Consider the following 11,937-nt stretch of genomic DNA (forward strand, 5'->3'; position numbering starts at 1 on the left):
AAAGACCCTCTAAGTTCTTTACTTGTAGCTGGAAGCTTCGAACTTGTCGCTGTGTAGTCCATAATGCGCGCCGGTTTTTGGGGTAATGGTCATGAGCACAGAAGATCCGCGGTTTGCAGGCGTCGCCCGCTTGTATGGCATTGAAGGCCTGGAACGCTTGAAAGCGGCCCATGTGGCGATCGTCGGCGTCGGCGGCGTGGGCTCTTGGGCGGCGGAAGCCATGGCCCGTTGCGGCGTGGGCGAGATTTCGCTGTTTGACCTGGACGATGTCTGCGTCAGCAACAGCAACCGCCAGTTGCACGCCCTGGACAGCACCGTGGGCAAGCCCAAGGTCGAGGTAATGGCCGAACGCCTGCGCGGCATCAACCCGGACTGCACGGTGCATGCGGTGGCGGACTTCGTAACCCGTGACACCATGGCTGAGTACATCACGCCGAATATCGATTGCGTGATCGACTGCATCGACGCCGTGAACGCCAAGGCCGCGCTGATTGCCTGGTGCAAGCGTCGCAAGATCCAGATCATCACCACCGGCGGCGCCGGCGGGCAAATCGACCCGACGCTGATCCAGGTCTGCGACTTGAACCGCACCTTCAACGACCCGCTGGCCTCGAAAGTGCGCTCCACGCTACGCCGCGACTACGGCTTTTCGCGCACCGTGACCCGCCATTACAGCGTGCCGTGTGTGTTCTCTACCGAGCAGCTGCGCTATCCCAAGCCGGACGGCAGCATTTGTTTGCAGAAAAGTTTTGTCGGTGACGGCGTGAAGCTGGACTGTGCGGGCGGGTTTGGCGCGGTGATGATGGTCACGGCCACGTTTGGCATGGTGGCGGCGACCAAGGCGGTGGACAAGATTGTGGCCGGGGTGCGCAGGCCGTCGGAGCGGGTTAAACCTACCCAGATCTAGCTGTCCTGCACAAAACAAAATGTGGGAGCTGGCTTTGACTGATAGACCGAGGTGCCTGCATCGCAGGCAAGCCAGCTCCCACACAAGCCAGCTGCCACATTAGTTTTGCGTACAGGTCAGCTCTTGCATGCGCTGCAGTACAGCATTAAGCCCATTGCTGCGCGACGGCGACAGCTGGCGCGAAAGCCCCAGTTGATTGAACCAGTCCGGCAAGTCAACCGCCTGCAACTCACTTGCCGACAACCCATTGACCCGTGCCAGCAGCAACGCCACCAACCCCCGGATCATTCGCGCATCGCTGCTCGCGGCAAACTGCCAATGGCCGTCCTGTAAACGGCCGACCAACCACACCAGGCTTTCACAGCCCTGCACGAGGTTGGCCTCAACCTTTTCGTCAGCCGTCAACGCCGGCAGCCGCTCGCCCCACTGCATCAGCATGCGGGCGCGTTGTTCCCAACTGCCTACTGCCTGAAACGACTCAAGCGCGCTGATGGCATCCGCAGGCAAGCTCATCGCAACATATCCAGCGCCTGATCCAGCGCTTCAAAGAAGCGCTCCAGGTCATCGGAGTCGTTATACAGCGCCAGGGACACACGGATCGCTCCGGACAAGTGCATGGCCTTGAGCAATGGCATGGCGCAATGATGGCCAGCTCGCACGGCAATGCCTTGTTCGGTCAACAGATGAGCCAGGTCGGCGTTATGCACGCCCTCCACCACGAAACTGGCGAGTGCCACCTGGGGCGAGCCCAGTACGCGCACGCCATTGCGTGCTTTCAGGCCGCGCAGCAGGTAGTCATGCAGGGCTGCTTCATGGGCGACCACGGCCGGCTGGTCCAGAGAGTTCAGGTAGTCCAGCGTGGCACCCAGGCCGATCACACTTGCAATCGGCGGCGTGCCCGCTTCGAAACCCAGCGGGGCAGGGCGAAAGCTCGCACTTTGATACTCGGCCTGCTGCACCATCTCGCCGCCAAACTGCCAGTGGCGCAGGTGATGCAGCGCTTCGTTGCGGCCATACAGCACGCCGACGCCGTCCGGGCCGTAGAGCTTATGACTGGAAAACACGTAGAAGTCGCAACCCCGCGCCTGTACGTCGTGGCGACCATGGACAATGCCTTGGGCGCCATCGACCACGGTCAAGGCACCGTGGGCCTTGGCCATTGGCAGCAAGACCTCCAAAGGTTGCCAGGCGCCGAGTACGTTGGACAGCTGGCTCACTGCCAGCAAGCGCGTACGCGGGCTGATCAATTCGGCGGCGGCTTGCAGGTCAATCACGCCATCATCGCCAAGGGGCAAGACCACCAGCGTCAGCGCGCGACGTTTGGCCAGTTGCTGCCAGGGCAGCAGGTTGGCGTGGTGTTCCAGGGCGCTGAGGACAATTTCATCACCCGCATTGAATAAGTGCTCAAGGCCATAGGCCAGGAGGTTCAGCGCAGACGTCGCGCCGTGGGTAAACACGATCTGCCCGCTGTCACCTGCATTCAACCACTGCGCGACCTTGCTGCGACTGTCTTCAAACGCCTGGGTCGCGTGGGCACCCGGCAAATGCTGGGCACGGTGCACATTGGCTGCGCCATTGGCGTAGTAATGGCTGATGGCATCCAACAGGGCTTGGGGTTTTTGCGTGGTGGCGGCGTTGTCCAGGTAGGTCTGGTCTTGCCGTTGCAGGGTGGCGATGGCCGGAAAATCGGCGCGCCAGGGGGAGGGCACAAGCATGGTCTTAAGACTCGTATAAGCGAGCCCCAGGTTTGGGGCTCGCTAGTGGCATCGAGTGGCTGCTTAGTTGTGAGCGTGCAGCGCTTCGTTCAGTTCGATCGCCGATTTGTGGGTTTTGCACTCCACGGCACCGGTCTGGGAATTGCGGCGGAACAGCAGGTCCGGCTGGCCGGCCAGTTCGCGCGCCTTGACCACTTTGACCAGTTGGTTGTGCTCGTCTAGCAGAGCAACCTTGGTACCGGCAGTCACGTACAGGCCCGACTCCACGGTATTGCGGTCGCCCAACGGGATACCGATACCGGCGTTGGCGCCGATCAGGCAGCCTTCGCCCACCTTGATCACGATGTTGCCGCCGCCCGACAGGGTGCCCATGGTGGAGCAACCGCCGCCCAGGTCCGAACCCTTGCCGACGAATACACCTGCCGATACACGGCCTTCGATCATGCCCGGGCCTTCGGTGCCACCGTTGAAGTTGACGAAACCTTCGTGCATCACGGTGGTGCCTTCGCCCACGTAGGCGCCCAGGCGGATGCGCGCGGCATCAGCGATACGCACACCGGTTGGCACAACGTAATCAGTCATTTTTGGGAACTTGTCCACCGAGAACACTTCCAGCAGCTCGCCACGCAGGCGTGCTTCCAGTTGGCGCTCGGCCAGCTCGTTGATGTCGATTGCGCCCTGGCTGGTCCACGCCACGTTCGGCAACTGCGGGAACACACCGGCCAGGCTCAGGCCGTGGGGCTTGACCAGGCGGTGGGACAGCAGGTGCAGCTTGAGGTAGGCCTCAGGCGTGGAGGTCAGTGCGGCGTCTTCGGCCAACAGGGTGGCGACCAACGGGGTGTGGCTTTCAGCCAGGCGGCTGAGCAGCGCGGCCTGGGCCGTGTCGACACCTTTGAGCGCGTCAGCCAGTTGCAGCGCCTGGCTCACGGTGAAAGTAATGGCCTGGTTGCCTTCGGTGTAACCGAGGATCGGCGCGATGGCGGCAACGATCTCGGCCGACGGGTTGAGCAGCGGTTGTGCGTAAAACACTTCCAGCCAAGCACCTTGGCGGTTCTGAGTGCCGACGCCGAAGCCCAGGCTGAACAGGGAATTGGACATGCTGTTACCTCTACAAAAATGGAAGGCTGGCCTACTTGAGGGCCGCCGAATAACTATCTGGCTTGAAGCCAATCAGGGTTCTGTCACCGAGATCGAGCACCGGGCGCTTGATCATCGAGGGTTGTGCGAGCATCAATTCAATGGCTTTCGACTGATCGAGATCGGCTTTGCGTTCGTCTTCGAGTTTGCGAAAGGTGGTGCCCGCACGGTTCAAAACCACCTGCCAACCGTGCTCGTTGCACCATTGGGTCAAGTGTTCGCGGTCGATACCGGCTGTTTTGTAGTCGTGGAACTCATAGCTCACAGCGTGCTCATCGAGCCAGGTGCGCGCCTTTTTCATGGTGTCGCAGGCTTTGATGCCGAAAAGGTGCAAGGTTTTGCTTGAAGCGGTCAAGGAATTGCCCCCCTTTGGACGTATGAAAGTTAAAGGTCACGGATTATGCCACGGCCAGCGGGTTTGGGTGCCGCTCGTCATACTTGCCGATGATTCAGTGCGACTTATGTGCAAAAGCCGTTGCGCAGCCAAGCGGGTAACATAGCCGGTTAATATGGCACTTCAACGGCCAGTTGTTGCCAGATCGGTGTCATAGCAAGTCGATTGTCCGGGAAACCCGCGTTATGCAAACCGCCTATACCGTTCTTATCCTGCTGATGCTGGTCAGCGTTTCGCGTCTTGTCGGGCGCATTATTCCCCTGCCGTTGCCCTTGGTGCAGATCGCCGCCGGCGCCTTGCTGGCCTGGCCTACGCTGGGGTTGCACGTGGCGCTGGACCCGGAGCTGTTCCTGTTTTTGTTCCTGCCGCCGTTGCTGTTCTCCGATGGCTGGCGCATGCCCAAGCGCGAATTGTGGCGGCTCAGAGGCCCGATCCTTACGCTGGCGGTGGGTCTGGTGCTATTTACCGTGGTGGGCGCCGGTTACTTCATCCATTGGATATTGCCCACGATCCCGTTGCCGGTGGCCTTCGCCTTGGCGGCCGTATTGTCCCCGACTGACGCCGTGGCGGTGTCGGCCATTTCCCAAAATCGCCTGCCAAAACCTTTGATGCATATGCTTCAAGGCGAGGCATTGATGAATGATGCCTCGGGCCTGGTGACCTTCAAGTTCGCCCTGGCGGCGGCGTTGACCGGCGTGTTTTCCCTGGCCGATGCCAGCCTGACTTTTGTGCTGGTAGCGGTGGGCGGCCTCGCGGTAGGCGTGGCGCTGAGCTGGTTGGTCGGCCGTTTACGCGCCTGGATGATTGCCCGTGGTTGGGACGACCCGGCCACCCACGTGGTGTTTATGTTGCTGCTGCCGTTCGCAGCCTACGTGCTGGCCGAGCGCCTGGGCGCATCCGGCATCCTGTCGGCGGTGGCGGCGGGCATGATGCAAAGCTGGCTCGACTTGCTGCCACGCCAGACCAGCACGCGCTTGCTCAACCGCAGTGTGTGGTCGCTGCTGGAGTTTGCGTTTAATGGCCTGATCTTCCTGCTACTGGGCCTGCAACTGCCGGACATCATCAAGGCCGTGGTCAGTCACGAACCGACACTGTGGCCAACGCTGTTGTATCGCTGCCTGGATGTGGTTGCGATCTTCCTGGTGCTGGTGGTGCTGCGCTTTATCTGGGTGCAAAGCATCTGGCGTTTGTCGGGCCTGTTACGGCGGCTGCGTGGGAAAAGCGAGCTGACACTGGTGCCTACGGCCCGGTCCTGCTGGCTATTGACCGTGGGTGGCGTGCGCGGTGCGGTCACTTTGGCGGGTGTGATGTCGGTGCCTTTATTGCTGGCGCCTGGCCAGGATTTTCCCGAGCGCGACCTGCTGATCTTTATCGCCGCCGGCGTGATCCTACTGTCGCTGGTGGCGGCCTGCATTGCCTTGCCGCTGCTATTGCGTGGCATCGAGCAGAGCCCCGATGAAAAGCGCCATAACGAAGTGCGTGAGGCGTGGAAAAAAACCGCCGTAGCCGCCATCCACGCGCTGGAAGCGGACGAGCCTGCCGAAACCGAAACCCCAGACGCCGCCCAGGCAGCACTCGCGACCGAGCTAAAGGCGCGGCTGATGTCGGAATACCGTCATCAGTTGGAAGTATTCAACGATTCAGCCGAAGCCCAGGCACTGGCGCATCAGATGGACCTGCTTGAACGCAAATTGCGCCTCAAGGCCTTGCGCGCGCAGCGCTTGGAGTTGTACAGCCTGAGCCGTCATCACCAGATTGGTGATGACGTGTTGCGCGAGGTCCTGGCGGATCTGGATATGAGTGAGGCGAATCTGGGTGTGATGAAGTAGTTGTCCACACCGCGGTGCCTTAAGGTTTGGGGTACTGCTCGGCTATGAAAGACTTATCCAGTTCTGTCAATCGGGTGGGCCAAGGGATTGCCGGCTGCTTCCATAGTTCGTCTCTGGTGAAGCCGTAATGCATGATTGAGTTTCTATCGTATTTGGAGGCAGCGACGTTTTTTCCAGTGAGGCGCTGGAGAATGTCTTTATGGATGGCTTCATTCGATCCATGGCCTTTAAAGTGTCTGTAGATGGTTGGCGTATTAAAATCAATCGTTCTATTGGGGTGTTTATGTTCGTGATGCAACCCTAGGGCATGCCCGAACTCATGGGCTGCAATGGCTTCGAATCTTGGGTTGTCGTAAGGGTTTGGCAACACCATGGTCGGTAGGTAGAGGGGTACCTTTTGCGCGTCGGTTCCAAGTGCAGAGCTGCCTGATTGAGTCTCCCCATAATCCAGCGCGATGCGTATATCTCCCTCTTCCCCTGAAACAAATTCAAAGGTCAGGTTGATATGCGACAGCCAAAGATTCGCAGCCTTTTTTATGTGCTCCAGTGCTTCTTCGTCGGCATCATAGACAGCAATCTTCAGCGTGGAATTTTGCGGCCAGTATTTGTCGGGTGCTGAAACAGCGCGGGTTTTTCTTGAGTGGGATTTATCCGGGGGCGCTTGATATATATCAATGTCGTGAGTGCGTGTGGAGGTGAAACCGAGAGTTGCTGTGCTCAGGTTTGTCATCGTGCCATGTCTACATTGTTCAAGACGTTAATGAACATTGAGTGGCACTTGTCGTTGATAGGATTCCACCGATTGTCGTTTTTACGCAAATGGCTACTTATGCAGCGCAGTGTCGATCGTGTGGCGCTGCCCGCACTTTATTACAGTGCGGGCATTGTGGGGTGTTCAGCGACGGTTTATGAAGTCCCGAATCCGTTCCGCCGCTTCCACACACTCCGACAACGGCGCAACCAGAGCCAGGCGTACGCGACCGGCGCCAGGGTTGAAGCCGTCGACTTCGCGCGACAGGTACGAACCCGGCACTACGGTCACGTGTTCTTCCACGAACAAGTCACGGCAGAACGCGGCATCGTCGCCCTTCACATTCGGCCACAGATAGAAGCCGCCGTCTGGGGCTTGTACATCCAGCACCGGCTTGAGAATCGCCAGCACGGCGTCGAATTTCTCCCGATACATGTCACGGTTGGCCAATACGTGGGGCTCATCCTGCCAGGCAGCAATGCTGGCCAGCTGGGTTTGCACCGGCATCGCGCAACCGTGATAGGTGCGGTACAGCAGGAAGGCCTTGAGGATATCGGCATCGCCAGCCACGAAACCCGAGCGCAGGCCCGGCAGGTTGGAGCGCTTGGACAGGCTGTGGAACACCACGCAACGCTTGAAGTCCTGGCGGCCCAGTTCCACACAGGCGCTGAGCAGGCCTGGCGGCGGGGTTTGTTCGTCGAAGTACAGCTCGCTGTAGCACTCGTCGGCGGCGATCACGAAGTCATATTCGTCGGCCAGGGCGATGAGCTTTTTCAGGGTCTCGACCGGGATCAGCGCGCCGGTCGGGTTGCCGGGTGAGCACAGGAACAGGATCTGGCAGCGTTTCCAGATGTCTGGCGAAACGGCGTCGAAGTCCGGGTTGAAACCATTGCTGACCAGGCACGGCAGGTAATGCGGCTTGGCCCCGGCCAGGAACGCAGCGCCTTCATAGATCTGATAGAACGGGTTGGGGCTGACCACCAGTGCATCGTCAGCGCGGTTGACCACGGTTTGGGTGAAGGCAAACAGCGCCTCGCGGGTGCCGTTGACCGGCAAAATGTTGCGCGCCGGGTCGAGCCAACCTTTGGGCACGTTGAAGCGCCGTTCGCACCAGGCGCCGATGGCCTCGCGCAGGGCCGGGATGCCCAGGGTGGTCGGGTACACCGCCATCTGGTCGAGGTTATCCGCCAGGGCCTTGGCTACGAAGGCCGGGGATTTGTGCTTCGGCTCGCCGATGGACAGCGCGATCGGGCGCTTATCCGGGTTCGGTGTAACGCTGCCGAGCAGGGCGCGCAGTTTTTCGAACGGGTAGGGCTGGAGCTGGTTCAGGGCGTTGTTCATGTAAGCCTCGATCAAGATGAGTGCGGCCTTTTGTGGGAGCTGGCTTGCCTGCGATCACATCGCTGCGGTGTACCAGATGCACCGCGGCGCCCGCATCGCAGGCAAGCCAGCTCCCACAGGGACCGTGCCCACTGGGAAGTTAAAAATCAAATGGTCAGTCTGGTCAGCTCGACACCCGGTTCCTGGCTCACGCTCAATTGCTGCACGATGGCTTCCTGCAAGCGCAGGCACAGCTGCGGGTCGGACAGCGGCTGGTTGTCGGCGTCGGTAATGAAGAACACGTCTTCCACGCGTTCCCCCAGGGTCGCAATCTTGGCGTTTTGCAGCGACAGGTCGAACTCCAGGAAGATCCCGCCGATGCGCGCCAGCAAGCCTGGGCGGTCCGGTGCGCTGAGTTCCAGCACGGTCACTGGGCGCTGGGCGTCGTTGGAAATGGTCACCTGGGGCGCAAACGCAAAGTGCTTGAGCTGGCGCGGCACCCGGCGCTGGATGATGGTTGGGTAGTCATCAGGGTTGCGCAGGGCCTCGGTAAGGCCTTCGCGGATCTTTTTCACGCGCACCGGGTTGTCGCCGATCGAGTCACCGTCGGTGTCGAGCACAATGTAGGTGTCGAGGGTGAACTGGCTGCTGGAGGTGATAACCCGCGCATCATGGATGTTCAGGTTGAGCTGGTCCATGGCGGCCACGGTCACGGCGAAGAAGTCGTGCTGGTCCGGCGCGTAGATGAAGATCTGCGTGCCGCCCTCGAATTCGCGCTGGGTGGTTTCCTTGATCAGCACCAGTGGGCCGCCGTCGGCCGGCTGTTGCAGGATCGCGTCACTGTGCCAGGCCACGTCGCCGGCGGTGTGGCGCAGGAAGTAATCATCGCCCAGTTGCGACCATAGCTGCTCGACGTCATCCGGGTCGTTGCCGCCGCGCACGAGGATATCCAGGGCCGCGCTTTGGGTGCGGCGGATCTGCTCCTCGCGGTCCACCGGGTTTTCCAGGCCACGGCGCAGCGCGCGCTTGGTCTCGGTGTAGAGCTGGCGCAACAGGCTGGCGCGCCAGGAATTCCACAGTGTCGGGTTGGTGGCGTTGATGTCGGAGACGGTCAGCACGTAAAGATAGTCGAGGCGGGTTTCATCACCGACGATCCCGGCAAAGTCGTGGATCACCTGCGGGTCGGAGAGGTCCTTGCGCTGCGCGGTCGTCGACATCACCAGGTGGTTCTGCACCAGCCACACGATCAGGCGGCTGTCCCACTGCGGCAATTGGTGGCGCTGGCAGAAGGCTTCGGCATCGACCGCGCCGACTTCAGAGTGGTCGCCATGCCGGCCTTTGCCGATGTCGTGGTACAGGCCGGCCAGATAGATCAGTTCGGGTTTGGGTAGCTTGGCCATGAGTTTACTGGCCAGCGGGAATTTTTCTGACACCTGGGTGTACTGCAACTTGCGCAGGTGTTTGATCAAATTGAGGGTGTGGGCGTCGACGGTATAGATGTGGAACAGGTCGTGCTGCATCTGCCCGACGATAAAGCCGAACTCCGGCAGGTAGCGGCCGAGGATGCCGTAACGGTTCATGCGCCGCAGGTTGCGGTGAATGCCGATCTTGCACTTGAACAGTTCGATAAACAGGCTGGTGTTACGGATGTCGTTGCGAAAATCATCGTCGATCAGGTGACGGTTTTCCCGCAGCAGGCGGATGGTATCGGCGCGCACGCCTTTGATTTCCGGCTGCTGGGCCATCAGCACAAAGATTTCCAGCATGGCGAACGGCGTGCGACGGAACACATTGTCGTTGCGCGCCTCGATATAGCCGTCGTGCAGTTGGAAGCGCGAGTTGATCGGCTGCGGCGGGGCTTCGTCTTCCGGCGCCAGGATCACCTCTTCGAAGTGCTGGATGATCAGGTCGCTGAGCTGGGCAATGCTCATGACCACGCGGTAATACTGCTGCATGAAGCTTTCGATGCTGGTTTTCGCGTCCTCGCCTTCAAACCCCAGCAGGGTGGCGATGGAGCGCTGGTGGTCGAACAGCAGGCGGTCTTCGGAGCGCCCGGCGAGCATGTGCAGGGCGTAACGCACCTTCCACAGGAACTCCTGGGACGAGGCCAGCAGCGCATTTTCGCTCTCGACCAGAAAGCCTTCACCGGCCAAGGCGCGCAGGTTGAGGGTGCCGTACTGGCGGCGGGCCACCCATAAGATGGTCTGGATGTCGCGCAGCCCGCCCGGAGAGCCTTTGACGTTGGGTTCCAGGTTGTATTCGGTGTCGTTGTACTTGTGGTGCCGGGCTTTTTGCTCGGCACGCTTGGCCAGGAAGAACTCCTTGCTTGGCCACATATGCGCGGTGCTGGTGACCTCCAGCATGCGCTGGCGCAGGCGTTCCGGCCCGGCGATGGTGCGGCTTTCCATCAGGTTAGTGATGACGGTGAGGTCGGCGCGTGCCTCTTCGGCGCATTCGTCCACCGAGCGCACGCTCTGGCCGACCTCCAGGCCGATGTCCCACAACAGCGTCAGAAAACGCTCGATGGAATCGCGAAAGATCTCATGATCGGCACTGTCCAGCAGGATCAGCAGGTCGATGTCGGAGTAGGGGTGCAACTCACCTCGACCGTAGCCGCCGACCGCTACCAGGGCGATGTCGGCGTCTTCACTCCAACTGAACTGCTCCCAGGCCTTTTGCAGGATATTGTCGACGAACCAGGCGCGGTCCTCGATCAGCCGACGAATGTCCCGGCCGCTGCGAAAGCGCTCATCGAGCACCTCGCGGGCCTGGCGGATAGCCTTCTTGAAGGCGGCGATGGGGCTTGCCTTCAGGGCCAGTTCGGCCTGGAACTGGCCACGGTCGAAGAGTTCGGGGTCCACCTGGGGCATCGATCGGCTTTCCTATCTGTCTATTGAGTCAGTCACAACGGTGTAGCTGGAAAACCGAGGCAACCATCACGCCGAAACGCGAGGGATCGTGTCGTCTGCGCGCAGGGTGAAGATCTCGTAGCCGGTTTCGGTGACCAGCAGGGTATGTTCCCACTGGGCCGAGAGCTTGCGGTCCTTGGTGATGGCGGTCCAACCGTCGCCCAGCACCTTGGTGTCGGCTTTGCCCTGGTTGATCATTGGCTCGATGGTGAAGGTCATGCCTGCCTTGAGCTCCATGCCGGTGCCGGCGCGGCCGTAGTGCAGGATCTGTGGTTCTTCATGGAATACGGTGCCGATACCGTGGCCGCAGAATTCGCGCACCACCGAAAAGCCGTTCTTTTCTGCGTGCTTCTGGATCACTTCACCGATATCGCCCAGGCGGCAGCCAGGTTTTACGATCTCGATGGCCTTGTACATGCATTCCTGGGTGACCTGGGACAGGCGCTCAGCCCAGACCGGCACGTTGCCGACGTGGAACATACGGCTGGTATCGCCGAAATAGCGGTCCTTGATCACGGTGACGTCGATGTTCAGGGTGTCGCCGTCCTTCAACGGCTTGTCGCCTGGAATCCCGTGGCAGACCACGTGGTTGACCGAGGTGCAGATCGATTTGGGGAAGCCCTTGTAGTTCAGTGGGGCAGGGATGGCCTTTTGCACGTTGACTATATAGTCGTGGCAGATCTGGTTCAGAGTGTCGGTGGTGACGCCTGGCTTGACATGCTCGGCAATCATTTCCAGCACGTCGGCAGCCAGTTTGCCGGCAATGCGCATGCCGGCGATGTCTTCGGCGGTTTTCAAACTAACGGTCATACAGGCTCTCTCTAGCGCGACGCGCTGAAATCAATACGGTTTACGGGCGTGCGACAAATGGTTACGAAATTCGCACAAGCCTCAAAAAACGCGATTCTAACAGACGATGGCGTCAAATCATGATCCTCTGATAATCGCATCTCTCTATAGAGTAAGGGTATGTCG

Annotated in this window: 10 protein-coding genes; 2 read left to right on the plus strand and 8 right to left on the minus strand. The window is 60.2% G+C overall.

All coding sequences use genetic code 11. The annotated features are described in order from the left end of the window. Nucleotides 1-85: 85 nt before the first annotated feature. Nucleotides 86-907 carry a tRNA cyclic N6-threonylcarbamoyladenosine(37) synthase TcdA gene (gene tcdA / locus AOA62_RS09840; RefSeq protein WP_026013713.1) on the plus strand — a complete coding sequence of 274 codons (822 nt, stop codon included), beginning with the start codon at nucleotides 86-88 and terminating at the stop codon, nucleotides 905-907. Between the two features lie 99 nt (nucleotides 908-1,006). Here tcdA and AOA62_RS09845 read toward each other — a convergent pair whose 3' ends face one another. The 4 genes from AOA62_RS09845 to AOA62_RS09860 form a co-directional block, all read right to left on the minus strand. Further along, nucleotides 1,007-1,420, minus strand: a complete 414-nt coding sequence (locus AOA62_RS09845) for a SufE family protein (RefSeq protein ID WP_099548549.1) — start codon at nucleotides 1,418-1,420, stop codon at nucleotides 1,007-1,009. Further along, the gene (locus tag AOA62_RS09850) at nucleotides 1,417-2,622 is read right to left on the minus strand and encodes an aminotransferase class V-fold PLP-dependent enzyme (RefSeq protein ID WP_099548550.1); all 1,206 of its coding nucleotides are present in this window, start codon (nucleotides 2,620-2,622) and stop codon (nucleotides 1,417-1,419) included. Before AOA62_RS09850 ends, AOA62_RS09845 begins: the two co-directional genes overlap by 4 nt. 63 nt (nucleotides 2,623-2,685) lie before the next feature. Then, nucleotides 2,686-3,720 (minus strand): 2,3,4,5-tetrahydropyridine-2,6-dicarboxylate N-succinyltransferase, encoded by a 1,035-nt coding sequence (gene dapD / locus AOA62_RS09855; RefSeq protein ID WP_099548551.1) that lies wholly within the window; start codon nucleotides 3,718-3,720, stop codon nucleotides 2,686-2,688. 31 nt (nucleotides 3,721-3,751) lie between these two features. Further along, nucleotides 3,752-4,060 carry an arsenate reductase gene (locus AOA62_RS09860; RefSeq protein WP_231982825.1) on the minus strand — a complete coding sequence of 103 codons (309 nt, stop codon included), beginning with the start codon at nucleotides 4,058-4,060 and terminating at the stop codon, nucleotides 3,752-3,754. A gap of 278 nt (nucleotides 4,061-4,338) precedes the next feature. Here AOA62_RS09860 and AOA62_RS09865 point away from each other — a divergent pair, with 278 nt between their 5' ends. Beyond that, the gene (locus tag AOA62_RS09865; protein ID WP_017137136.1) at nucleotides 4,339-5,982 is read left to right on the plus strand and encodes a Na+/H+ antiporter; all 1,644 of its coding nucleotides are present in this window, start codon (nucleotides 4,339-4,341) and stop codon (nucleotides 5,980-5,982) included. Between the two features lie 19 nt (nucleotides 5,983-6,001). On the opposite strand, the gene AOA62_RS09870 is transcribed toward AOA62_RS09865, so the two are convergent. The 4 genes from AOA62_RS09870 to map form a co-directional block, all read right to left on the minus strand. Continuing rightward, on the minus strand, nucleotides 6,002-6,712 hold the full coding sequence (locus tag AOA62_RS09870; protein ID WP_099548552.1) for a M12 family metallopeptidase: 711 nt from the start codon (nucleotides 6,710-6,712) through the stop codon (nucleotides 6,002-6,004). Between the two features lie 165 nt (nucleotides 6,713-6,877). Continuing rightward, entirely contained in the window at nucleotides 6,878-8,074 is a 1,197-nt protein-coding gene (gene dapC, locus AOA62_RS09875) for a succinyldiaminopimelate transaminase (RefSeq protein WP_099548553.1), read from the minus strand. 146 nt (nucleotides 8,075-8,220) lie between these two features. Further along, the gene (locus tag AOA62_RS09880; RefSeq protein ID WP_017137139.1) at nucleotides 8,221-10,923 is read right to left on the minus strand and encodes a [protein-PII] uridylyltransferase; all 2,703 of its coding nucleotides are present in this window, start codon (nucleotides 10,921-10,923) and stop codon (nucleotides 8,221-8,223) included. Nucleotides 10,924-10,989: 66 nt separating this feature from the next. Then, nucleotides 10,990-11,772, minus strand: coding sequence for a type I methionyl aminopeptidase (map, locus tag AOA62_RS09885; protein ID WP_017137140.1), 783 nt, complete (start codon nucleotides 11,770-11,772; stop codon nucleotides 10,990-10,992). Nucleotides 11,773-11,937: the final 165 nt, after the last annotated feature.

Origin of the sequence: Pseudomonas sp. 2995-3 (assembly GCF_002742565.1) — a bacterium.
Classification (GTDB): domain Bacteria; phylum Pseudomonadota; class Gammaproteobacteria; order Pseudomonadales; family Pseudomonadaceae; genus Aquipseudomonas; species Aquipseudomonas edaphica.